The sequence below is a fragment of the Klebsiella sp. PK18 genome, from assembly GCF_057784655.1.
In genome coordinates this window covers 1,660,913-1,685,439 of sequence record NZ_CM173493.1, presented here as the reverse complement: position 1 = coordinate 1,685,439, position 24,527 = coordinate 1,660,913, and the positions used below count along the sequence as shown (strand labels likewise).

At 61.1% G+C, this 24,527-nt stretch carries 17 protein-coding genes; 8 read left to right on the top strand and 9 right to left on the bottom strand.

Translation table 11 applies throughout. The annotated features are described in order from the left end of the window. Positions 1 to 115 precede the first annotated feature (115 nt). From AC3EMD_RS08200 to yegS, 8 genes are all read left to right on the top strand, one after another. Positions 116 to 1,354, top strand: coding sequence for an MdtA/MuxA family multidrug efflux RND transporter periplasmic adaptor subunit (locus tag AC3EMD_RS08200; protein ID WP_012541067.1), 1,239 nt, complete (start codon positions 116 to 118; stop codon positions 1,352 to 1,354). Beyond that, positions 1,354 to 4,476 (top strand): MdtB/MuxB family multidrug efflux RND transporter permease subunit, encoded by a 3,123-nt coding sequence (locus AC3EMD_RS08195; protein WP_049152700.1) that lies wholly within the window; start codon positions 1,354 to 1,356, stop codon positions 4,474 to 4,476. The genes AC3EMD_RS08200 and AC3EMD_RS08195 overlap by 1 nt, the downstream gene beginning before the upstream one ends. After that, the gene (gene mdtC, locus AC3EMD_RS08190; RefSeq protein ID WP_008804079.1) at positions 4,477 to 7,554 is read left to right on the top strand and encodes a multidrug efflux RND transporter permease subunit MdtC; all 3,078 of its coding nucleotides are present in this window, start codon (positions 4,477 to 4,479) and stop codon (positions 7,552 to 7,554) included. It begins immediately after the preceding gene. Between the two features lies 1 nt (position 7,555). Continuing rightward, entirely contained in the window at positions 7,556 to 8,971 is a 1,416-nt protein-coding gene (gene mdtD, locus AC3EMD_RS08185; protein ID WP_130993667.1) for an MFS transporter, read from the top strand. Then, the gene (gene baeS, locus AC3EMD_RS08180) at positions 8,968 to 10,470 is read left to right on the top strand and encodes an envelope stress sensor histidine kinase BaeS (protein ID WP_008804077.1); all 1,503 of its coding nucleotides are present in this window, start codon (positions 8,968 to 8,970) and stop codon (positions 10,468 to 10,470) included. Before mdtD ends, baeS begins: the two co-directional genes overlap by 4 nt. After that, on the top strand, positions 10,467 to 11,189 hold the full coding sequence (gene baeR / locus AC3EMD_RS08175) for an envelope stress response regulator BaeR (RefSeq protein ID WP_004201558.1): 723 nt from the start codon (positions 10,467 to 10,469) through the stop codon (positions 11,187 to 11,189). Before baeS ends, baeR begins: the two co-directional genes overlap by 4 nt. A 318-nt stretch (positions 11,190 to 11,507) precedes the next feature. Then, a complete protein-coding gene (trhP, locus tag AC3EMD_RS08170) occupies positions 11,508 to 12,869 on the top strand; it encodes a prephenate-dependent tRNA uridine(34) hydroxylase TrhP (RefSeq protein WP_008804076.1) in 1,362 nt (453 codons plus the stop codon). A 242-nt stretch (positions 12,870 to 13,111) separates the two neighbouring features. Continuing rightward, entirely contained in the window at positions 13,112 to 14,008 is an 897-nt protein-coding gene (gene yegS / locus AC3EMD_RS08165) for a lipid kinase YegS (protein WP_074422288.1), read from the top strand. Positions 14,009 to 14,247: 239 nt separating this feature from the next. Here yegS and AC3EMD_RS08160 read toward each other — a convergent pair whose 3' ends face one another. The 9 genes from AC3EMD_RS08160 to xylB form a co-directional block, all read right to left on the bottom strand. Then, positions 14,248 to 15,021 carry an ABC transporter ATP-binding protein gene (locus AC3EMD_RS08160; RefSeq protein WP_044649923.1) on the bottom strand — a complete coding sequence of 258 codons (774 nt, stop codon included), beginning with the start codon at positions 15,019 to 15,021 and terminating at the stop codon, positions 14,248 to 14,250. Between the two features lie 10 nt (positions 15,022 to 15,031). Further along, positions 15,032 to 15,895, bottom strand: coding sequence for an ABC transporter ATP-binding protein (locus AC3EMD_RS08155; protein WP_004180551.1), 864 nt, complete (start codon positions 15,893 to 15,895; stop codon positions 15,032 to 15,034). Continuing rightward, positions 15,867 to 16,772, bottom strand: coding sequence for an ABC transporter permease (locus AC3EMD_RS08150; RefSeq protein ID WP_002912641.1), 906 nt, complete (start codon positions 16,770 to 16,772; stop codon positions 15,867 to 15,869). Before AC3EMD_RS08150 ends, AC3EMD_RS08155 begins: the two co-directional genes overlap by 29 nt. Then, a complete protein-coding gene (locus tag AC3EMD_RS08145; RefSeq protein WP_004149062.1) occupies positions 16,769 to 17,806 on the bottom strand; it encodes an ABC transporter permease in 1,038 nt (345 codons plus the stop codon). Before AC3EMD_RS08145 ends, AC3EMD_RS08150 begins: the two co-directional genes overlap by 4 nt. Further along, entirely contained in the window at positions 17,803 to 19,425 is a 1,623-nt protein-coding gene (locus AC3EMD_RS08140; RefSeq protein WP_302074022.1) for an ABC transporter substrate-binding protein, read from the bottom strand. Before AC3EMD_RS08140 ends, AC3EMD_RS08145 begins: the two co-directional genes overlap by 4 nt. Before the next feature lie 119 nt (positions 19,426 to 19,544). Beyond that, positions 19,545 to 20,699 carry a mandelate racemase family protein gene (locus tag AC3EMD_RS08135; RefSeq protein ID WP_008804070.1) on the bottom strand — a complete coding sequence of 385 codons (1,155 nt, stop codon included), beginning with the start codon at positions 20,697 to 20,699 and terminating at the stop codon, positions 19,545 to 19,547. A 297-nt stretch (positions 20,700 to 20,996) separates the two neighbouring features. Then, positions 20,997 to 21,659 (bottom strand): HAD family hydrolase, encoded by a 663-nt coding sequence (locus AC3EMD_RS08130; RefSeq protein ID WP_022065383.1) that lies wholly within the window; start codon positions 21,657 to 21,659, stop codon positions 20,997 to 20,999. A 47-nt stretch (positions 21,660 to 21,706) separates the two neighbouring features. Next, positions 21,707 to 22,984 (bottom strand): D-arabinitol transporter, encoded by a 1,278-nt coding sequence (dalT, locus tag AC3EMD_RS08125; protein WP_302074021.1) that lies wholly within the window; start codon positions 22,982 to 22,984, stop codon positions 21,707 to 21,709. A 70-nt stretch (positions 22,985 to 23,054) separates the two neighbouring features. Then, positions 23,055 to 24,518 (bottom strand): xylulokinase, encoded by a 1,464-nt coding sequence (gene xylB, locus AC3EMD_RS08120; protein WP_302074020.1) that lies wholly within the window; start codon positions 24,516 to 24,518, stop codon positions 23,055 to 23,057. Positions 24,519 to 24,527 lie beyond the last annotated feature (9 nt).

The window sequence follows — 24,527 nt, the reverse complement described above, 5'->3', positions numbered from 1 at the left end:
GCGGTTATCCAGACATTTCTCAACCTTCTTTTCATAATTCCTCCATTTTTACGGCCCCTTCCCTCACTAAACTAGTATCATTCAGCGAAACGCTTCAGGATGAGACCGTAAACTAATGAAAGGCAGTAACATACGTCGTTGGGGCGCCGCGCTGGCGGTAGTGATTATCGCCGGAGCCGCCTACTGGTTCTGGCACGATCGTGGCACGAGCGGCAGCAGCGCTCCCGCAGCAGGACAAGGCCCGCAGGGGCCGGGCGGCGCGCGTCATGGCCGTTTCGGCGGCGCGCTGGCGCCGGTGCAGGCGGCGACCGCGACCGAACAAGCGGTGCCACGCTATCTCACCGGGCTGGGTACCGTGACGGCGGCCAATACCGTGACCGTGCGCAGCCGGGTCGACGGCCAGCTGCTGAGCCTTCACTTCCAGGAGGGACAGCAGGTCAAAGCCGGCGATCTGCTGGCGCAGATCGACCCCAGCCAGTTTAAAGTCGCCCTCGCCCAGGCGCAGGGTCAGCTGGCGAAAGATAACGCCACCCTGGCGAACGCCCGCCGCGATCTCGCCCGTTACCAGCAGCTGGTGAAAACCAACCTCGTCTCCCGCCAGGAGCTCGACACCCAGCAGTCGCTGGTGGTGGAATCCGCTGGCACCGTAAAGGCCGATGAAGCCGCCGTCGCCAGCGCCCAGCTGCAGCTCGACTGGACCCGCATCACCGCGCCGATTGACGGCCGCGTCGGCTTAAAGCAGGTGGATATTGGCAACCAGATCTCCAGCGGAGATACCACCGGGATTGTGGTTCTCACCCAGACGCACCCGATTGATGTGGTCTTCACCCTGCCGGAAAACAGCATCGCCACGGTGGTGCAGGCGCAGAAAGCGGGCAAAGCGCTCAGCGTCGAAGCCTGGGATCGCACCAATAAGCAGAAAATCAGCGTCGGCGAGCTGCTGAGTCTCGACAACCAGATCGATGCCACCACCGGGACCATTAAGCTGAAGGCGCGCTTCAGCAATCTGGACGACGCGCTGTTCCCCAACCAGTTCGTTAACGCCCGCCTGCTGGTGGATACCGAAGAGAACGCGGTGGTGATCCCCGCCGCCGCCCTGCAGATGGGCAACGAAGGGCATTTTGTGTGGGTGCTGAACGATGAGAATAAGGTCAGCAAACACAGCGTGACGCCCGGCATCCAGGACAGCCAGAAAGTGGTCATCAGCGCCGGGCTTTCCGCCGGGGATCGCGTGGTCACCGACGGGATTGACCGCCTGACCGAGGGGGCGAAGGTGGAAGTTGTCACCGCCAGCGGCAGCGAGCAGGCGCAGCCCGCTCCACGCCAGAGCGGTAAACACGGAGCGCGTTCCTGATGCAGGTGTTACCCCCAGGCCGCACCGGCGGCCCGTCCCGGCTGTTTATTATGCGTCCGGTCGCCACCACTTTGCTGATGGTGGCGATCCTGTTAGCCGGGATCATCGGCTACCGCTTCCTGCCGGTCTCCGCTCTGCCGGAAGTCGATTACCCGACCATTCAGGTGGTTACCCTCTATCCGGGCGCCAGCCCGGATGTGGTGACCTCCGCTATCACCGCCCCGCTGGAGCGCCAGTTCGGCCAGATGTCCGGCCTTAAGCAGATGTCGTCGCAAAGCTCTGGCGGCGCCTCGGTAGTCACGCTGCAGTTCCAGCTGACCCTGCCGCTGGACGTCGCCGAGCAGGAAGTGCAGGCGGCCATTAACGCCGCCACCAACCTGCTGCCGAGCGATCTGCCCAACCCGCCGGTGTACAGCAAGGTGAACCCGGCGGATCCGCCGATCATGACCCTCGCCGTCACCTCCTCCGCGATCCCGATGACCCAGGTAGAGGACATGGTGGAGACCCGGGTGGCGCAGAAGATCTCCCAGGTTTCCGGCGTCGGTCTGGTGACCCTCGCCGGCGGTCAGCGCCCGGCGGTGCGGGTGAAGCTTAACGCCCAGGCCATCGCCGCCCTCGGCCTGACCAGCGAAACCGTGCGCACCGCTATCACCAGCGCCAACGTTAACTCGGCGAAAGGCAGCCTCGACGGCCCGGCCCGCGCGGTGACGCTTTCCGCTAACGATCAGATGCAGTCCGCTGAGGATTATCGCCGGCTGATTATCGCTTATCAGAACGGGGCGCCGATCCGTCTCGGCGATGTCGCCAGCGTCGAACAAGGGGCCGAAAACAGCTGGCTCGGGGCGTGGGCCAACCAGCAGCGGGCCATCGTGATGAACGTTCAGCGTCAGCCGGGGGCCAACATCATCGACACCGCCGACAGCATTCGCCAGATGCTGCCGCAGCTCACCGAGAGCCTGCCGAAATCGGTGAAGGTGCAGGTCCTCTCCGACCGGACCACCAACATTCGCGCCTCGGTGCGCGACACCCAGTTTGAGCTGATGCTGGCCATCGCCCTGGTGGTGATGATCATCTATCTGTTCCTGCGCAACGTCCCGGCGACCATTATTCCCGGCGTCGCGGTGCCGCTGTCGCTGGTGGGCACTTTCGCGGTGATGGTGTTCCTCGACTTCTCGATCAACAACCTGACGCTGATGGCCCTGACCATCGCCACCGGCTTTGTGGTGGATGATGCCATCGTGGTGATCGAGAACATCTCGCGCTATATCGAAAAAGGCGAGAAGCCGCTGGCCGCCGCGCTGAAAGGCGCCGGGGAAATCGGCTTCACCATTATCTCCCTCACCTTCTCGCTGATCGCGGTGCTGATCCCGCTGCTGTTTATGGGCGATATCGTCGGCCGTCTGTTCCGCGAATTCGCCGTCACCCTTGCCGTCGCTATTCTTATCTCAGCGGTGGTCTCCCTGACTCTGACGCCGATGATGTGCGCCCGCATGTTAAGCCACGAATCGCTGCGCAAGCAGAACCGTTTCTCCCGGGCCAGCGAGCGTTTCTTCGAACGGGTGATCGCCGTCTATGGCCGCTGGCTGGGCCGGGTGCTGAACCATCCGTGGCTGACGCTCGGCGTCGCGCTGAGCACCCTGGCGCTGTCGATAATCCTGTGGGTCTTTATCCCGAAAGGCTTCTTCCCGATCCAGGATAACGGCATTATTCAGGGCACCCTCCAGGCGCCGCAGTCGGTCTCTTTCGCCAGCATGGCCGAGCGCCAGCGGCAGGTGGCCAGCATTATCCTTAAGGATCCGGCCGTGGAGAGCCTGACCTCGTTCGTCGGCGTCGACGGCACCAACCCGGCGCTGAACAGCGCCCGTCTGCAGATCAACCTCAAGCCGCTGGATGAACGCGATGACCGCGTCCAGACGGTGATTAGCCGCCTGCAGCAGGCGGTGGACGGCGTCCCGGGCGTGGCGCTCTACCTGCAGCCGACCCAGGATCTGACCATCGACACCACGGTGAGCCGCACCCAGTACCAGTTCACCCTGCAGGCAAACTCCCTCGAGGCGCTGAGCACCTGGGTGCCGCCGCTGCTCAGCCGCCTGCAGGCCCAGCCGCAGCTGGCCGACGTCAGCAGCGACTGGCAGGACAAAGGCCTGGCCGCCTATATCAAGGTGGATCGCGACAGCGCCAGCCGCCTCGGCATCTCAATGGCCGATGTCGATAACGCGCTGTACAACGCCTTCGGCCAGCGGCTGATCTCCACCATTTACACTCAGGCGAATCAGTATCGCGTGGTGCTCGAGCAGGATACCGAGGCGACGCCGGGCCTGGCGGCGCTGGATAATATCCGCCTGACCAGCAGCGACGGCGGCATCGTGCCGCTGACCGCCATCGCCACGGTGGAGCAGCGCTTTACCCCGCTGTCGGTGAACCACCTCGATCAGTTCCCGGTGACTACCATCTCGTTTAACGTCCCGGACAACTATTCGCTGGGCGAAGCGGTGGACGCGATCCTCGCCGCCGAACAGTCGCTGGATTTCCCGACCGATATCCGCACCCAGTTCCAGGGTAGCTCGCTGGCCTTCCAGTCGGCGCTCGGCAGCACCGTCTGGCTGGTGGTCGCCGCGGTGGTGGCGATGTATATCGTGCTGGGGGTGCTGTATGAAAGCTTTATCCATCCGATCACGATCCTCTCCACCCTGCCCACCGCCGGGGTCGGGGCGCTACTGGCGCTGTGGCTGGCGGGCAGCGAGCTGGATGTGATCGCCATCATCGGCATCATTCTGCTGATCGGCATCGTGAAGAAGAACGCCATCATGATGATCGACTTCGCGCTGGCCGCCGAACGCGAGCAGGGCATGCCGCCGCGGGAAGCGATCTACCAGGCCTGCCTGCTGCGTTTTCGGCCGATCCTGATGACGACCCTCGCCGCCCTGCTCGGCGCCCTGCCGCTGATGCTGAGCACCGGCGTCGGCGCGGAGCTGCGGCGTCCGCTGGGGATCGGCATGGTCGGCGGTCTGATGCTCAGCCAGGTGCTGACCCTGTTCACCACCCCGGTGATCTATCTGCTGTTCGACCGCCTGTCGCTGCACCTGAAGCGCCGCTTCCCGCGTCAGGAAGAGGAGGCGTAAGTGAAGTTTTTCGCCCTCTTCATTTACCGCCCGGTGGCGACGATCCTCATCTCGCTGGCCATCACCCTGTGCGGCATTCTCGGCTTCCGGCTGCTGCCGGTAGCCCCGCTGCCGCAGGTGGACTTCCCGGTGATCATGGTTAGCGCCTCGCTGCCGGGGGCCTCCCCGGAGACCATGGCCTCATCGGTGGCCACCCCGCTGGAACGCTCCCTGGGACGGATTGCCGGGGTCAATGAGATGACCTCCTCCAGTTCGCTGGGCAGTACGCGCATCATTCTTGAGTTTAACTTCGACCGCGATATCAACGGCGCGGCGCGCGACGTTCAGGCGGCGATCAACGCCGCGCAAAGCCTGCTGCCGAGCGGGATGCCCAGCCGGCCGACCTACCGCAAAGCCAACCCGTCGGATGCGCCGATCATGATCCTGACGCTGACCTCGGACACCTACTCCCAGGGTGAGCTGTATGATTTCGCCTCCACCCAGCTGGCGCAGACCATCGCGCAGATCGACGGCGTGGGTGATGTCGACGTCGGCGGCAGCTCCCTGCCGGCGGTGCGCGTCGACCTCAACCCGCAGGCGCTGTTCAACCAGGGCGTGTCGCTGGACGCGGTGCGCACCGCCATCAGCGACGCTAACGTGCGCAAACCGCAGGGGGCGCTGGAGGACAGCGCGCACCGCTGGCAGGTGCAGACCAACGATGAGCTGAAGACCGCCGCCGACTATCAGCCGCTGATCGTCCACTACCAGAATGGCGCCGCAGTGCGACTGGGGGATGTCGCCACCGTCTCAGATTCGGTGCAGGACGTGCGCAACGCCGGGATGACCAACGCCAAACCGGCGATCCTGCTGATGATCCGCAAACTGCCGGAAGCCAATATTATCCAGACAGTGGACAGCATCCGCGCCCGCCTGCCGGAGCTGCAGCAGACCATTCCGGCGGCTATCGACCTGCAGATCGCCCAGGACCGCTCGCCGACCATCCGTGCTTCGCTGGAGGAGGTGGAGCAGACGCTGGTGATATCGGTGGCGCTGGTGATCCTCGTGGTATTCCTGTTCCTGCGCTCGGGGCGCGCCACGCTGATCCCGGCCGTCGCCGTCCCGGTTTCCTTAATCGGCACCTTCGCCGCGATGTATTTGTGCGGCTTCAGCCTCAATAACCTGTCGCTGATGGCTCTGACCATCGCCACCGGCTTCGTGGTGGATGACGCTATCGTGGTGCTGGAGAATATCTCCCGCCATCTGGAAGCGGGGATGAAACCTCTGCAGGCGGCGCTGCAGGGGAGCCGCGAAGTCGGCTTTACCGTGCTGTCGATGAGCCTGTCGCTGGTGGCGGTGTTTCTGCCGCTGCTGCTGATGGGCGGCCTGCCCGGCCGCCTGCTGCGCGAGTTCGCCGTCACCCTGTCGGTGGCGATCGGCATCTCGCTGGCGGTGTCCCTCACCCTGACGCCGATGATGTGCGGCTGGCTGCTGAAAAGCGGTAAGCCCCACCAGCCGACGCGCAACCGCGGCTTTGGCCGCCTGCTGGTGGCCGTGCAGGGCGGCTATGGGAAATCGTTAAAATGGGTGCTCAGGCACAGCCGGCTGACCGGCCTGGTGGTGCTCGGCACCATCGCCCTCAGCGTCTGGCTCTACATTTCGATCCCGAAAACCTTCTTTCCGGAGCAGGACACCGGGGTGCTGATGGGCGGCATTCAGGCCGACCAGAGCATCTCCTTCCAGGCGATGCGCGGCAAGCTGCAGGACTTTATGAAGATCATTCGTGAAGATCCGGCGGTGGATAACGTCACCGGCTTTACCGGCGGCTCGCGGGTCAACAGCGGGATGATGTTTATCACCCTCAAGTCACGCGACCAGCGCCACGAGACGGCGCAGCAGGTGATCGACCGGCTGCGCAAAAAGCTGGCCAACGAGCCCGGGGCCAACCTGTTCCTGATGGCGGTGCAGGATATTCGCGTCGGCGGCCGGCAGTCGAACGCCAGCTATCAGTACACCCTGCTGTCCGACGACCTGTCGGCGCTGCGCGAGTGGGAGCCGAAGATCCGCAAAGCACTGGCGGCGCTGCCTGAGCTGGCGGACGTCAACTCGGATCAGCAGGACAATGGCGCCGAAATGGACCTGGTCTATGACCGGGACACGATGTCGCGCCTCGGCATCAGCGTCCAGGACGCCAACAACCTGCTGAACAACGCCTTCGGCCAGCGGCAAATCTCCACCATCTACCAGCCGCTCAACCAGTACAAGGTGGTGATGGAGGTGGATCCGGCCTACACCCAGGACGTCAGCGCCCTCGACAAGATGTTTGTTATCAATAGCGAGGGCAAGCCGATCCCGCTGGCCTATTTCGCCAAATGGCAGCCGGCCAACGCCCCGCTGTCGGTGAACCACCAGGGGCTGTCGGCGGCGTCCACTATCTCCTTTAACCTGCCCACCGGCCGCTCGCTGTCGGAAGCCAGCGACGCCATTAACCGCACGATGACCCAGCTCGGGGTGCCGTCGAGCGTGCGCGGCTCCTTTGCCGGTACCGCTCAGGTCTTTCAGCAGACCATGAACGCGCAGGTGATCCTGATCCTCGCGGCCATCGCCACGGTCTATATCGTGCTGGGGATGCTGTATGAGAGCTATGTGCATCCGTTGACCATCCTCTCGACGCTGCCCTCCGCCGGAGTGGGCGCCCTGCTGGCGCTGGAGATATTCGATGCCCCGTTCAGCCTAATCGCCCTTATCGGGATCATGTTATTAATTGGCATCGTGAAGAAAAACGCCATCATGATGGTCGATTTTGCCCTTGAGGCGCAGCGCACCGGCAATCTGGCGCCGGAAGAGGCGATTTTCCAGGCCTGCCTGCTGCGTTTCCGGCCGATTATGATGACCACCCTGGCGGCGCTGTTCGGCGCCCTGCCGCTGGTGCTCTCCGGGGGCGATGGCTCTGAGCTGCGCCAGCCGCTGGGGATCACCATCGTCGGCGGTCTGGTGATGAGCCAGCTGTTAACGCTCTACACCACGCCGGTGGTCTATCTTTTCTTTGACCGTCTGCGGTTGCGTTTTTCGCGTCACTCCTCTCAACCGGTAAGCGAATAACATGACAGACCTCCCGGCCAGCGTGCGCTGGCAGCTATGGATAGTGGCGTTCGGCTTCTTTATGCAGTCGCTGGACACCACCATCGTTAACACCGCCCTCCCCTCGATGGCCAAAAGCCTCGGGGAGAGCCCGCTGCATATGCATATGATCATCGTCTCCTATGTCCTGACGGTGGCGGTCATGCTCCCGGCCAGCGGCTGGCTGGCCGACCGGGTCGGGGTGCGCAATATCTTCTTCACCGCCATCGTGCTGTTTACCGCCGGGTCGCTGTTTTGCGCCCAGGCCAGCACCCTTGACCAGCTGGTGATGGCGCGGGTGCTGCAGGGGATCGGCGGCGCGATGATGGTGCCGGTTGGTCGCCTGACGGTGATGAAGATCGTCCCACGCGATCAGTACATGGCGGCGATGACTTTCGTCACCCTGCCGGGCCAGGTTGGCCCGCTGCTCGGCCCGGCGCTGGGCGGGGTGCTGGTGGAGTACGCCTCCTGGCACTGGATCTTCCTCATCAATATCCCGGTGGGGATCGTCGGCGCCATCGCCACCCTCTGCCTGATGCCCAACTACACCCTGCAGACCCGGCGCTTCGATCTCTCCGGCTTTCTGCTGCTGGCCGCCGGGATGGCGACCCTGACCCTGGCGCTGGACGGCCAGAAAGGGCTCGGTATATCGTCACACTGGCTGGCGGGGCTGGTGGCCGTCGGCCTCGCCGCCCTGCTGCTGTACCTGTGGCACGCCCGCGGTAACGCCCGGGCGCTGTTCAGCCTCAACCTGTTTCGTAACCGCACCTTCTCCCTCGGCCTCGGCGGCAGCTTCGCCGGACGCATCGGCAGCGGCATGCTGCCGTTTATGACTCCGGTGTTTCTGCAGATTGGCCTCGGCTTCTCCCCCTTTCACGCCGGGCTGATGATGATCCCGATGGTGCTCGGCAGCATGGGCATGAAGCGGATCGTGGTCCAGGTGGTCAACCGCTTTGGCTACCGTCGGGTGCTGGTCGCCAGCACCCTGGGCCTGGCGGCGGTCAGTCTGCTGTTTATGTTTAGCGCCCTGGCCGGCTGGTATTACGCGCTGCCGCTGGTCCTGTTTCTGCAGGGGATGATCAACTCCAGCCGCTTCTCCTCAATGAATACCCTGACGCTGAAAGATCTCCCGGACGATCTGGCCAGCAGCGGCAACAGCCTGCTGTCGATGGTGATGCAGCTGTCGATGAGTATCGGCGTGACCATCGCCGGGCTGCTGCTGGGGCTGTATGGCCAGCAGCATATGAGCCTCGACGCCGCCAGCACCCATCAGGTCTTTCTCTATACCTATCTGAGCATGGCGGCGATCATCGCCCTCCCGGCGCTCATCTTTTCCCGGGTACCGGATGACGTCGGCAGTAATACCGTCATCCGTCGACGCAACAGGAGTGGATCGTGAAATTTTGGCGCCCGGGCATTACCGGTAAGCTGTTCCTCGCTATTTTCGCCACCTGCATCGTGCTGCTGATCAGCATGCACTGGGCGGTGCGTATCAGTTTCGAACGTGGGTTTATCGACTACATCAAGCGCGGTAATGAGCAGCGGTTAACCATGCTCAGCGACGCGCTGAGTGAGCAGTATGCCCAGCACGGCAGCTGGGCGTTTCTGCGCAACAACGACCGCTTTATCTTCCAGCTGCTGCGCACCTTCGAACGGGATAACGACGACCGTTCGCCGCCGGGACACGGCATGAAGCCGGGTCCGATGGAGGGTCAGGGGCCGGATGGGCCGCCGCCGGATGGGCCGCCCGACGGCTCCAGCGACACCCCGCCGCCGAGGCCGGAAATGCCGCCCCACGGCTGGCGCACCATGTTCTGGGTGGTCGATCAGTCGGGCCGCGTGCTGGTGGGGCCCCGTGAGCGCGTACCGGAGGACGGCACCCAGCGCAGCATTGTGGTCAACGGCGTGGAGGTAGGCAAGGTGATCGCCTCGCCGGTAGAGCGGCTGACGCGTAATACCGATATTAACTTCGACCGGCAGCAAAAGCGCACCAGCTGGCTGATTGTCGCCCTTGCCACCCTGCTTGCCGCGCTGGCTACTTTCCCGCTGGCCCGCGGCCTGCTGGCGCCGGTGAAGCGGCTGGTGGAAGGCACCCATAAGCTGGCGGCGGGCGACTTTTCCACCCGCGTGACGGTGACCGGCGGCGACGAGCTCGGCCGCCTGGCGCAGGATTTCAACCAGCTCGCCAGCACCCTGGAGCGCAACCAGCAGATGCGTCGCGATCTGATGGCCGATATCTCCCATGAGCTGCGTACTCCGCTGGCGGTGCTGCGCGGCGAGCTGGAGGCGATTCAGGACGGAGTCCGGCGCTTCACCCCCGAGTCCATCCCCTCCCTGCAGGCCGAGGTGGCTACCCTCACCAAGCTGGTGGACGACCTCCATCAGCTGTCGATGTCCGATGAGGGAGCGCTGGCCTACCAGAAAACGTCGCTGGATATCATCACCCTGCTGGAGGTGGCCGCGGGCGCTTTTCGCGAGCGCTTCGCCAGCCGGCAGCTGAGCATTCAGGTGTCGCTCCCCGAGCAGGCGATGATCTTCGGCGACCGCGACCGCCTGATGCAGCTCTTCAACAATCTGCTGGAGAACAGCCTGCGCTATACCGACAGCGGCGGCAGCCTGCACATCACCGCCCGCCGCAGCGGCCGGATGCTGGTGATTGACTTCGCCGACAGCGCCCCCGGCGTCAGCGATGAGCAGCTGGCCCGCCTGTGCGAACGCTTTTACCGGGCGGAAGGATCGCGCAATCGCGCCAGCGGCGGCTCCGGCCTCGGACTGGCGATTTGCCTCAATATTGTCGCGGCCCACGGCGGCACCCTGCGTGCCGACCATTCGCCTTTTGGCGGGGTTAGCATTAAAGTTGAGTTACCTCTGGAACATGATTTACCGAGAGACGTATGACTGAATTGCCTGTAGATGAAAACACCCCACGCATTCTTATCGTGGAAGATGAACCGAAGCTCGGCCAGCTGCTGATTGATTATCTGCAAGCCGCCGGCTATGCGCCTACGCTGATTAACCACGGTGACAAGGTCCTGCCCTACGTTCGGCAGACGCCGCCGCACCTGATCCTGCTGGATCTGATGCTGCCCGGCACCGACGGTCTGACGTTGTGCCGGGAAATTCGCCGCTTCTCCGATGTTCCGGTGGTAATGGTGACGGCGAAAATCGAAGAGATCGACCGACTGCTGGGGCTGGAGATTGGCGCCGACGACTATATCTGCAAGCCCTACAGCCCGCGGGAAGTGGTCGCCCGGGTGAAAACCATTCTTCGCCGCTGCAAGCCGCAGCGCGATCTGCAGGCGCTGGACGCCCAGAGCCCGCTGATTGTCGACGAAGGTCGTTTTCAGGCCTCCTGGCGCGACAAGCTGCTGGACCTCACTCCCGCCGAGTTCCGGTTGCTGAAAACCCTCTCCCAGGAGCCGGGCAAGGTCTTCTCCCGCGAACAGTTGCTCAACCATCTGTATGACGATTATCGGGTAGTCACCGACCGCACCATCGACAGCCACATCAAAAACCTGCGGCGCAAGCTGGAGGCGCTGGACGCCGAGCAGTCGTTTATTCGCGCGGTGTATGGCGTTGGCTACCGCTGGGAAGCGGACGCCTGTCGACTGGCATAGTTAGCCTTTTCCCGGCTCGCGCTGCGCTTAGCCGGGCTACACGTTCACCGCCCTCTGCACACCGTAGCCCGGGTAAGGCGTTTACGCCGCAACCCGGGGAACGCCATAGAGCCTATCCCACCAGGCGTTATGAGTGCTGTCAGTGTGAGCACTGCCCAGGTTCAAAATGGCAAACAAATTAGCCATACTGAAAGATACCCATCTGATATTTACTCCCCTTCGCCGCGGCGCTACAATGCCCGCCCTTAATGTGGGGACACTCCCCAACTCGCCGCACCAGGTGCGGCGAATCTGACCTGTCATCAGAACGAGAACACCATGTTTAAACCAGAACTCCTCTCCCCGGCGGGAACGCTGAAGAATATGCGTTACGCTTTCGCCTATGGCGCCGATGCCGTTTATGCCGGCCAGCCGCGCTACTCGCTGCGCGTGCGTAACAACGAATTCAATCACGAAAATCTGCAGCTCGGCATCAATGAAGCCCACGCGCTGGGTAAAAAATTCTATGTGGTGGTCAACATCGCCCCGCATAACGCCAAGCTGAAAACGTTTATTCGCGATCTGAAGCCGGTGGTGGAGATGGGGCCGGACGCGCTGATCATGTCCGATCCGGGTTTAATCATGCTGGTGCGGGAACACTTCCCGGAGATGCCGATCCATCTTTCAGTGCAGGCCAACGCCGTCAACTGGGCGACGGTTAAATTCTGGCAGCAGATGGGGCTGACCCGCGTGATCCTGTCGCGTGAACTGTCGCTGGACGAAATCGAAGAGATTCGCCGCCAGGTGCCGGAGATGGAGATTGAGATTTTCGTCCACGGCGCGCTGTGCATGGCCTACTCCGGCCGCTGCCTGCTCTCCGGGTATATCAACAAGCGCGACCCGAACCAGGGGACCTGCACCAACGCCTGCCGCTGGGAATACAACGTGGCGGAAGGCAAAGAGGACGACGTCGGTAACATCGTCCACAAATATGAGCCGATCCCGGTGCAGACCGTGGAGCCCACTCTCGGCATCGGCGCGCCGACCGATAAAGTCTTTATGATTGAGGAAGCCAAACGTCCAGGCGAGTACATGACCGCCTTTGAGGACGAGCACGGCACCTACATCATGAACTCGAAAGATCTGCGGGCTATCGCCCACGTTGAGCGTCTGACCCAGATGGGCGTTCACTCGCTGAAGATCGAAGGCCGTACCAAATCCTTCTACTACTGCGCCCGTACCGCCCAGGTTTACCGCAAGGCTATCGACGATGCCGCCGCCGGCAAACCGTTCGATACCAGCCTGCTGGAGACCCTGGAAGGACTGGCCCACCGCGGGTACACCGAAGGCTTCCTGCGCCGCCATACCCATGACGATTACCAGAACTATGAGTACGGCTACTCCCTCTCCGAGCGCCAGCAGTTTGTCGGCGAATTCACCGGGGAGCGTAACGGCCCGCTGGCGGCCGTGGCGGTCAAAAATAAGTTCAGCGTCGGCGACAGCCTCGAGCTGATGACTCCGCAGGGTAACGTCAACTTCACCCTCGAGCATATGGAAAATGGCAAAGGCGAAGCCATGCCGGTGGCCCCGGGCGATGGTTATACCGTATGGTTGCCTGTGCCGGACGACCTGCCTCTGCAGTATGCGCTGCTGATGCGCAACTTCACTGGTCAGACAACCAGAAATCCGCACGGTAACTAGTTAATTTGCGTTATTTTTTCATGATGTAAGGATATTAGAATCGGATCACATACCGTTTCGATCGAAACAGGTATCATCCATTTCGCTGAAAAACATAACCCATAAATGCTAGTTGTACCAGGAACCACCTCCTTAGCCTGCGTAATCTCCCTTACGCGGGCTTATTTTTTTGCCTCTCCTCCGGTCTTCGCTTGCGTCATGCGGTACACTTTATGCAACATTAAGCAATAAAGGTTCCCTTGATGATGTCTACGTTTCCTGCCAGCTTACTGATCCTTAACGGCAAAGGTGCCAATGAACCGCAGTTACGCGAGGCGGTTAACCTGTTACGCGACGAAGGGATCGATATTCACGTCCGCGTCACCTGGGAAAAGGGCGATGCCGCGCGGTTTATCGATGAAGCCCTGCAGCTGAACGTTGAAACGGTGATCGCCGGCGGCGGCGACGGCACCATTAATGAAGTGGCGACCGCGCTGGTGGAGCGCGGTAGCAAGATGGCGCTGGGGATTTTACCGCTGGGCACGGCCAACGACTTTGCCACCAGCGTCGGCATTCCGCAGGATCTGGCCAGCGCCCTCAAGCTGGCGATCGTCGGCCGCGATGTGCCGATAGATATCGCCCGGGTGAATGATAAAACCGGCTTTATTAATATGGCGACCGGCGGGTTCGGCACCCGGATCACCACCGAAACGCCGGAAAAACTCAAAGCCGCGCTCGGCGGTGTCTCTTATTTAATCCATGGCCTGATGCGTATGGATACCCTGAAGCCGGACCGCTGCGAGATCCGCGGGGAGAACTTTCACTGGCAGGGCGATGCGCTGGTCATTGGCATCGGCAACGGCCGCCAGGCCGGCGGCGGCCAGCAGTTGTGCCCGGAGGCGTTGATTAACGATGGTTTGCTGCATCTGCGCATTTTCACCGGCGAAGAGCTGATCCCTGCCCTGTTCAGCACCCTGGCGAATCCGGAAAACTCGCCGAATATTGTTGACGGTGTCTCCTCATGGTTTGAGATCACCGCCCCCCATGAGATGACGTTTAACCTCGACGGCGAGCCGCTCAGCGGCAAAACCTTCCGCATGGAGCTGTTACCGGCGGCCCTGCGCTGCCGGCTGCCGCCCGACTGCCCGCTGCTACGTTGATCAGGCTTCGCAAAGCAAAGACGGCGCCCGGCTGGTATACAGCAGCCGGGTTCGTTGATTGAGCCTCTGAATGTTAAGGTAAAACGGCACCTGCGGCTGCAGGAAAAACCTGGGCAGGATATCGATCCAAACACCGCACTTACATTAACAGACGATACCCACCACTACAAAAACCTATAATATCAAATAGTTACCAATTAAAATGGGCGCATCTGCCGTGAGACAATGCGCCATCAAGCTTAGTACTCCGCCACCTCGCGCGCCATTTCGCGCGTATATTGCCGACTGGCGTTAACCAGCATCTGCGTATAGGCCGTCCGCGCCTCGCCGCTGACCAACGCATCGACCGTCAGGGTTTCGAGGATCTTCCCGTACTGCATCACCGCCACTTTCTGGCATAAGTGGGCAATAACCCCGAGATCGTGGGTGACCATCAGGTAAGTGAGCTTAGCCTCCCGCTGCAATTCCGCCAGCAGGTTAAGGATCTCAGCCTGCACCGACACATCCAGCGCCGACGTCGGCTCATCCAGCAGCAGCACCTGTGGCTCAAGAATCAGCGCTCTGGCTATCGCCACGCGCTGCCGCTGCCCGCCGGAGAGCTGATGCGGATAGCGCTCACGAAAAGCGCGGTTGAGGCCAACTTTATCCAGCAGCGCATTGATCCGCCGGTCGCGGTCGTTGATACGATGGATCTGCAGCGGCTCTTCGAGGATATCGCCAATGGTGTGACGGGGATGCAGCGATCCGTAGGGGTCCTGAAATACCATCTGCACCTGACGGCAGCGCTCGCGGCTAATTTCATGCCCTAAGGGCTGAGCATCGATGGTCAGTTCACCCTGCCAGTGGGTAAACAGCCCCGCCAGGCACTTGAGCACCGTCGTTTTACCGGATCCGGACTCTCCTACCAGACCGTAGATCTCGCCGGGCTTAACGTGGAAACTGACGTCATACAGCACCTGGTTACGCTTCTCCCCCTCGCCAAACGCGAGGTTGAGATGTTGAACTTCAATCATTATCCGCTCCTTAATCCGTTAACCAGCTGGCCTGACGCTGCAGCACCGGTAGTATCGGGCGACGATGCTGCATATCCGGCAGCGAGTTAATCAATCCCTGAGTGTAGGGGTGACGGGCGTTATCGAGATCTTTAGCGGCGATGGACTCCACGACCCGTCCGGCGTACATCACCAGTACGCGGTCGCAGAAGCTGCGCACCAGGTTGATATCGTGGCTGATAAAAATCAGCCCCAGCCCGCGCGACTGAACCAGGTCATCCAGCAGGCCCAGCACCTGCAGGCGCACCGACACGTCCAGCGCGGAGGTGGGCTCATCGGCAATGATCAGTTCCGGGTCGGTAATCAGCATCATGGCGATCATGATGCGCTGCCCCTGTCCGCCGGATATTTCATGCGGATAAAGCTGATAAACGCGCTCCGGCTGGCGAATACGCACCACCTCCAGCATCTCCAGCGCCCTGGCTTTCGCCTCATCTTTGCGCCCGGGATGATGAGTAAGCCAGGCCTCGGCGATTTGCTTACCCACGCAGACCACCGGATTAAGCGAATATTTCGGGTCCTGCATAATCATAGAGATACGTTTGCCGCGTACGCCGCGCATCTGCGCTTCGCTAAGATGCTGCAGATCGAGGTCGGCAAACTGCATCCGGCTGGCGCTGACGCGGGCCTTTTTCGGATGCAGCTGCAGCAGCGCGCGCCCAACGGTGGACTTACCCGAACCGGACTCGCCGACAATGGCCAGCTTCTCATGCCCCAGCTGGAAGGAGACGCCGCGCACGGCGTGGGTCACCGCGCTACCGTTAACAAAGTCGACGCACAAATCGCGCACGTCGAGCAGCGGTGCATTATTCACTACGGGGATCGAGGATGTCACGTAGGCCATCTCCTAAGAAGTTGAACGCTAAGCTATTGATCAGAATCGCCAGCCCCGGAATGGTTACGACCCACCAGCACTCCATCATATAAGTGCGCCCGCTGGAGATCATCGCTCCCCACTCCGGCTCTGGCGGCTGCGCGCCGAGGCCGAGAAAGCCGAGGCCGGCCGCGGTCAGAATGATCCCGGCCATATTCATGGTGATACGGATAATGACCGAGGGCAGACACAGCGGCACGATATGGCGCCAGAGGACGCGGGCCGATGAAGCGCCCTGCAGACGCACGGCGGAGATAAAATCGGCCTGGCGCAGAGAGAGCGTTTCGGCGCGCGCCAGACGGGCTATCGGCGGCCAGGCGGTCAGCGTGATGGCGATAACCACGTGCTCCAGCCCCGGTCCTAAAGCGGCGACAAACGCCAGCGCCAGGACCAGACTCGGGAAGGAGATGAAAATATCGGTGACGCGCATCAGCACCATATCGACTTTACCGCCGAAATAGCCGGCGCTGACGCCCAGCAGCAGCCCGAGCGGACCGACAGTCACCGAGACCAGCAGCACGATATAGAGCGTGATGCGGGAGCCGTACACCAGACGACTAAAGATATCCCGGCCAAACTCATCGGTGCCGAACCAGTGCTGTGCATTCGGCGCGACCAGCGCACTATTCAGGTCCTGTACCAGCGGGTTATAAGGCGCAATCAGCGGCGCGAAAATCGCCACCACCAGCAGCAGAAAGATAATGCCTCCGCCGATGGCCGTGAGCGGATTGCGCGCCATTTTGCCGATAAACCCGACGGCCCGCGCCGCCGCGCGTTGCAGCCGCTGACGGCCTTCGCCCGCACCGCCCGAAAGCGGCGAATCCAGAGAAACGGTCATGATTTTGTCCTCGGGTCAAAGAATTGATACAGCATGTCGGAGAGCAGGTTGAGCATCACGAAGATCACGCCCACCAGCAGCACGCAGCCCATCACCGCATTCATATCGCCCAGCAGCAGGCTACCGGTAAGGTAGGAGCCGAAACCCGGCCATGAGAAGACGGTTTCAATCAGCACCGCGCCTTCCAGCAGCGCGCCGTAGGCCAGCGCCACCACCGTCAGCAGCTGCACGAGGATGTTACGAAACGCATGGTTCCAGATAACCTGACGCTCGGTCAGCCCTTTCACCCGCGCGGTAATAATGAACTCCTGCGACAGCTGGGCCAGCATAAAGCTGCGGGTCATACGGCTGATATAAGCCAGCGAGTGAAAACCCAGCAGCGAGGCGGGAAGAATCAGATGATTAATGGCGTTCCAGAACACCTGGCCGTTGCCTGCCAGCAGCGCATCAACGGTCATCAGGCCGGTGCGGCGCGGCACCACACCATCCAGCCCGAGATCTACCCTCCCGGCGCCGCCTACCCAGCCAAGCCAGGCATAGAACACCAGCAGTCCCATCATTCCGACCCAGAAGATCGGCGTCGAGTAGCCCGCCAGGCTGATAATGCGTACCACATAATCGGAGACGCTATTGCGCCGCGCCGCCGCCAACACGCCCAGCGGAATACCAAGACCCGCGCCGACAATAATCGCCATCGTCGCCAGCTCCATGGTGGCCGGGAAGACGCGGATAATATCGTCCACCACCGGTTTCCCGGTCAGCAGCGCGTTGCCCAGATCGCCGTGCAACAGGTTGACGAAATAGATACCAAACTGGGTGGTCAGCGATTTATCAAACCCCAGCTGCTGGTAAACCTGCTGATAGGTGCTCTGGTCAGCATCCGGGCCGACAATCGCCAGCACTGGGTCGATGGGCATGACGCGGCCAATGGTAAAGGTCAGCAGCAGCAGGCCGAACAGCGTAATCACCACCTGCAGTAGCCGTTTTGATAAGCGCCGGCCGCGTGAGCCGGGCGCAAGGATTGCGGTACTCATCCTTTCTCTCCTTCGCGGACTTTATAGACGTCACGCAGAAAAGTGGTGGCGGAGGGGTGCGGCTGATACTCCCGTACCTCGTTGCGCACGACGACCGAATCAACCATCTGCGAAAGCGGAATTAAAGCCGGAACCAGCTGGTCGTAGCGTGTCTGGATGGCCTGGTAGTCAGCCACCTGTTTTTGCGGATCGCGTTCCAGCAGGGCCTGGTCAATCATCGTATTAAGCTGCGGGTCGTAAAAACCGGTACGCCAGCCCTGGAAGTTGGTCAGGCGCGCCTTATCGCTGTTATCCGGGTTATAGACCAGCGCGCGCAGGCTGGAGTGCGGATGCGGCTCCATCCCGCTGCCGCCGCGACCTACCAGCAGGTCAAATTTACGCTCACGCATCGCGCCGTAGATCTGGTTACCAGTGCCGGTGATGATTTTGGCGTTAATCCCCGCCTGCATCAGCGTCGACTGCACGGCGATAGCGATGTTAAGAAATGGCTGATCGGAGAGTACCCGCAGCGTGGTATCAAAGCCGTTGGGATATCCCGCTTCCGCCAGCAGCTTTTTCGCCCGCGCCACGTCCAGCTTATAGCCAGGGTCGGGCAGCGTGGATGGCATGCCCGCCTTAATCGGCCGCTGGTGCAGCACGCCGTAGCCCGGCATCAGCGCTTTATTGATACCCTGATAATCAATCAGATAGCGCACCGCCTCGCGCACTTTCGGATTGGCGAAGTGCGCCTCTTTCATGCTCATCGCCACGTAGTACATGGTGCCGCGCTGCACCGCATCGACGGTCAGCTGCGGGTCGCTGCGCAGGGCGTTGATATCGGAAACCGCCATGTTGTTGGCAATATCGAGGTCGCCTTTTTCGATCATCAGGCGCAGAGTTTGCGACTCCTGGAAATGGCGCAGCACCACGCGGCTCATTTTCGCCTCGCCGCGCCAGTAGTCAGGATTGCGCTTCATGCGCAGCACCTCTTTTGCCTGCCAGGTTTCCAGCGTAAACGGCCCGGAACCGGCTTCATGGGTGGTTAGCCAGCGGTTGCCCCAATCGTTATCCTGCTGGTGGCTTTGCACCGTTTTACTGTCCAGCACCCCGAGGTTGCCCAGCGCCGCCAGCGAGTAAATCACCAGTTGCGGATCGTTATCTTTGGGTAATACGATTTGCACCGTGAAGCGGTCCGGCGCGCTGACCTGGCTGTCGATATTTTTCTTACTGAAGCCATAGGATTTCCATACCGAGGCCTGGGCCAGGTTGAGGTGCAGGATGCGCCGCATCGACCACACCACATCGGCGGCGGTCAGCGGGTTGCCGGAGTGAAACTTAACGTCATCGCGCAGATGAAAGGTCAGGGTTTTGCCGTCGGGGCTGATATCCCAGGATTTCGCCAGCGCGGGCTTAACGGTGGTGAGCTGCTCAGGGTCAAGCTCCACCAGCGAGTCGTAGAGGTTGACCACGATCCCCACCACTTCGTTACCGGTCATCGCCGCCGGGTCAAGGGTGAGCAGGTTATTCATATTCATGCCGATGATGAGCTGATCGGGCGGCGTTTTCGCCACCGCCGCCCCGCTTCCCATCGACACGGCGAGCGTGAATAAACACGCTGCCAGTAGGGAGGTTTTTTTCATATCTCTGTTTGCCTGTACTGTAGGGTACATGTTGCCGGATGGCGGCATTTTCGCCTTATCCGGCCTACCGGGCCGCAGACCCGATAAGCGCAGCGCCATCGGGCATTTATTTTTTTAAATCAGTCGTGGCTAACGGTATTGGCTTCGATATACGCAAAATTAATGTCTTCGCCGAGGCCCGGACGTTGTGATAAATGCACAAATCCCTGATCATCCATCGGGTCGACAATGCTGTTGAGATAGGCCGCCGGTTCATCGTAGTCGAGGAACGGATGCAGCAGGCCGCGCTCATACCAACGGCAGTTACGGATCGCGCCGACCACCGCCAGGCTTGCCGCGCCGTTGCCGTGGACTTCGCAATCCATGCCGAAAGATTCCGCCAGCGCCGCCACCTTCATGGTCGGGGTAATGCCCCCCACGCCGTTAGCGCCGGCGCGCAGAATGTCGCAGGCTCCGGCTTTCACCCATTCGGCGCGCATGTGGTGCTTGCCGCCGAAGCTCTCCGGCCCGACGATGGGAATCGACAAGTTTTCCGCCAGCCACGCGTAGGAGGACATCGAATCCTCCTCCATCGGCTCTTCAAACCAGGCGAAATTGAGTTTTTCCAGCGCTTTGCCGATCCACAGCGCCTCGGCGCGGCTGTACCAGTGATAGCCATCAATCATCAGGTCAATATCCGGCCCTACCGCTTCGCGCACCGCCGCGCAGGCTTTAATATCCATTTTGGGATTGGGCGCAAAAGAGATTGGCGGCATCCAGGTGTGCAGTTTGATGGCCTTGTAGCCGCGGGCGACCAGCTTTTCGGCAAAGGCGGCATACTCTTCCGGGGTCGACAGGCCGCCCGGTAGATCGTCGCCGCACATGGTGCTACCGTAAGCCGGGACGGTGTCGCGATAGCCGCCAAGCAGCTTGTAGACCGGCATCCTGAGGCTGCGGCCAATCAGGTCCCACAGCGCCTGTTCAACAAACGACAGCGCGCGCTCCGTTAGCTGATGTGCGCTGCCGCGCTGCCAGTGGTTAAGATCCTGCCAGATACGCTCGCGGTTAAACGGGTCCTGCCCCACCAGCACTTTGCGAAAAAAAGTATTCACCACGAACGGGCGCACGACTTCCGGAGGCGCAAACGAAAAACCCTGCGCCCCATCATCAGCGGTGATGGTCAGCATCGCCATTTTGGCCATGCTTTCAGCCCCCGGATGGGAGTGCCCGGCGCTGTCGGAAACCCGACGAGTGGGATACTGGAAAACGGTGACATTCACAGATTCAATTTTCATGCTCAATCCTTATCACGGCCAAATCCGATAGACAGAGGTAAATCGGCAAAGCGGTTTCACATTATTGAAAATACGTTTCAATATATAATCTAAGCACAATTACGTAGCAGTGCCTCGGACAAACACCGCTAAGCAAGGCCATAAATTTGGGCATTGGCACAACAAGACGTGACTGTTTTCACAAAAGATGAGCGAAATGTGAGGCGGATCGGCATGGAGAAAAAAGGGCGTGAGCGCAGAAAAGAGAGTGACCGACCGTGTACATCCCGGGATTTTCTGCGCTCACGAAAGCGTAAGTTATGCGACCGTCGCTGGCTCGGCGTTAAGCGCTTCCAGCAGTTCAGGTAAGGTTTGATAGCGGCCGACAGCGGCCTGATAGCGCCCCTGTCGGCTATCTTCGGCAACCACCGCCGTGGGAATACCGGCGGCCTGAGCCGCGCAAAAACCGTTGTAACTATCCTCAATCACCAGACACTGGCTGGCGTTGAGATTGAGCTTGCGCAGCGTCGTCAGGTACACCGCCGGGTGCGGTTTGCCGCGTGGTTCATCATCTGCGCTGCAAACCACGTCGAAAAAGTGCCAGAGCGAGAGCTTGTTCAGCACAGCGGCAATAACCTGGCGGGATGATGACGTGGCGAGCGCAATTTGATAGCCCGCCTCGCGAAAATAGCGTAACGCCTCATGCACGCCGTGCATCGGCTCGCCTTCGGTGGCGATCAGGCCGGTAATACGCTGCAATATCGCGGCTTCAAGCCGCTGCGGGTCAAGATCAAGCTGAAAATAGCGGCACCAGGTGCCGGCGATTTCGTCGAGGCGTTTGCCTTTGGTGAGGGTTTCACACTCATCCACGCTCGCCGTTGCGCCCCACTGCGCGAGGGCGTCAATCTGCGCCTGGCGCCACAGCGCCTCGGAATCAATAATCACGCCATCCATGTCAAAAATAACCGCCTGCATACTCATTCGTTCACCTCATTAAGGCTGGCATGAAGCCATGCCAGCCGCATCACCTAAGAGAATTCAAACTGCTCGCGGGCGGTTGCTTCCTTGTGGGAGAACCCCGGCTGCTCCACGCGGATAAAGGCGCAGAGGAAAAAGGCCACCACGTACAATGCGGTGTAGGCGATCACCACCCCGATGGTGCTGAAGAACGGCAGCAACACCACGGCAATCGCCGGCGCGAGAAAGTTTGACATCCCCGCCGACAGGTTATAGACCGAAATCGCCGCGCCTTTGTGCTTCGGCTCCAGCGCCGGGAACACGGCGGCCAGCGGCACGAAGGCGGCGACAAAGATCCCGAGGGCGATAGCGGGGATCAGCGCCATCGCAAAGCTATGGCCAAAGTGCTGAGGGATGTAGTAAAACGCCAGGCTGGAGAGCGCCATCCCGATGCAGCCGAACCAGCGCACCACCTTCATCCAGCCCAGTTTTTCCCCCAGGATCCCCCACAGCACGTTAGAGAAAATGGTGGTGAAGAAGAAGACTGCCCATACCTGGAGCCATTCTGAAGTGGTGAAGCCCAGCTCATCGACAAACATCATCGGCATAATGACCGCAAAACCGAACAGCGAGAGGGTATTGATAATCCTGACCATGCTCGACAGCAGAATATTGCGGTTGGTATAGAGCAGCGTCGCGGCGCGTCCCAGCTCGGAAAATTTCTGGCGAGTGGTGAGATTCTGCATATGCTGCGGCGTTTGAATATGGCGCAGGGAAGCCAGGGCAATCACGCCTCCGGTGACGCAGAAGGCCAGCGCCAGCCATAAAGTCCCCAGTTCGCCAATGTGCGGAATGGTGAAGCTCGGAATATAGCTGCCGAACACGCCGATGCCGATGGAATAGACCGCCCAGAACCAACCGATGGCCGAGCTGGCATTGTCGCTTTTGACGTTATGGACAATCGCCACGATAAACGAGTAGAGGAACAGCGGATAGGCGAAGCCGCGGATGCCGTAGAAAATCAGGATCAGCGCATAGTTGGCGTGACCGAGGCCGAAAACGAGGAACAGCACGTGGAACACGCACCACAGCACGAAGCCAATCATCATCGTTTTCAGCGGGGTGATAATTTCCGCCACCACGCCGGAAATCCACGCCGACAGCGCGGCGGCCAGGCCGTAGAGGGTAAAGGCAAAGGAGGCCTCCGCCGGAGAGAAGCCGAGCGCTTTGATATAGTGCGACAGAAAGGCTAATTCAAAACCGTCGCCGGTCATAAATACGGCAATGGCGATGTATCCCCAGAGCAGGTTCAGGGGTAAACCGAGCCACTGTTTATTATTGATAGACATAATGACCTCGTTTTCAGGGTACAGGGTGGCCGCTCCGCGATGTGCAACGAAGCGGCTGTTATGATGAAAATCAGTGCTGCCGGTAATTCAGGTCGTTTAAATACAGGTCTTTAAACTGCGCGTAGCGTTGCATCAGGGTGTGGTGGCGAACGGGATCCGCACGCCAGGTCTGCCAGACTTCCGGTTTTTCACACACCGCGGCAATCGGTTTGCCCGCCGCCAGGCAGGCCAGCCGCGCCGCGCCCAGCGCGCCGCCGGTCTCTCCCCCTTTATGGGTCACCACCGGCATAGCGAGAATGTCGGCCAGCAGCTGGGCCCAGAAAGGACTGCGGGCGCCGCCGCCCACCAGCGAGCACTGCGCGATGGGCGTACCGCTCTCTTTCAACGCCTGCAGGCCGTCGTTGATACCGAAGCTCACCCCTTCCAGCACCGCGTAGCCAAGCTGAGCACGCAGGCTGGCGTGGGTCATGCCCCAGAACATGCCGCGCGCGTCAGGATCGTTATGCGGGGTACGTTCGCCGGAGAGATAGGGCAGGAAGAACGGGGCGTGGGCTTTCTCCTCCTCGCTGAGCTCGGCAATTTCCGCCAGCAGCGCCACCTCCGTGGTGCCGGTCAGGCGGCAGAACCACTGCAAACAGCTGGCGGCGCTCAGCATGACGCTCATCTGGTGCCACAGGTTCGGCAGCACGTGACAAAACGCATGTACCGCCGACTGCGGCGCCGGACGATAGGCGTCGGTCACCACAAACAGCACCCCGGAGGTGCCGAGCGAAATAAACGCATCCCCCGGCGAGACCGCGCCGACGCCAATGGCGCTAACCGCGTTATCCCCCCCGCCCCCGGCCACCACCACCGAGGCGTTCAGCCCCCAGCGCGCCGCCACCTGCGGATCAAGGGTGGCGGAAACCTCGCAGCCTTCGACCAGTGCCGGCATGTGGCTGCGCGACAGGCCGCACTTGTCCAGCAGAGCGTCGGACCAGTCGCGCTTCGCCACGTCCAGCCACAGCGTCCCGGCGGCGTCCGACATGTCGGAGACTTTCTTCCCGGTCATCCGATAGCGCAGATAATCCTTCGGCAGCAGCACCGTGGCGGTGCGCTGAAAGTGTTGCGGCTCATGACGGCGCACCCACAGCAGCTTCGGCGCGGTAAAGCCCGGCATCGCCAGGTTGCCCGCCACCTGATGCAGCTCCGGCGCCATCGCCTCCAGCTCGGCGCACTCTGCGGCGCAGCGGGTGTCGTTCCACAGAATGGCCGGACGGATCGTCTCCCCCTCTTCATCCAGCAACACCGCGCCGTGCATCTGTCCGGAGAGGCCAATCGCCTTGATGGCCGGCCAGTGCTGCGCGCATTTTTCCCGTAGCGTGCTCATCAGGTACTCCGTCGCCTCCCACCATAGCTCCGGTGATTGTTCTGACCAGTGCGGATGGGGCCGCTGAATGCTCATCGGCGCGCTATGGCTGGCGATAACCTCATAGTTCTCATCAATGACCAGCGCTTTGACTTCCGATGTGCCGAGATCGATACCCAGATACATAGCCACCTC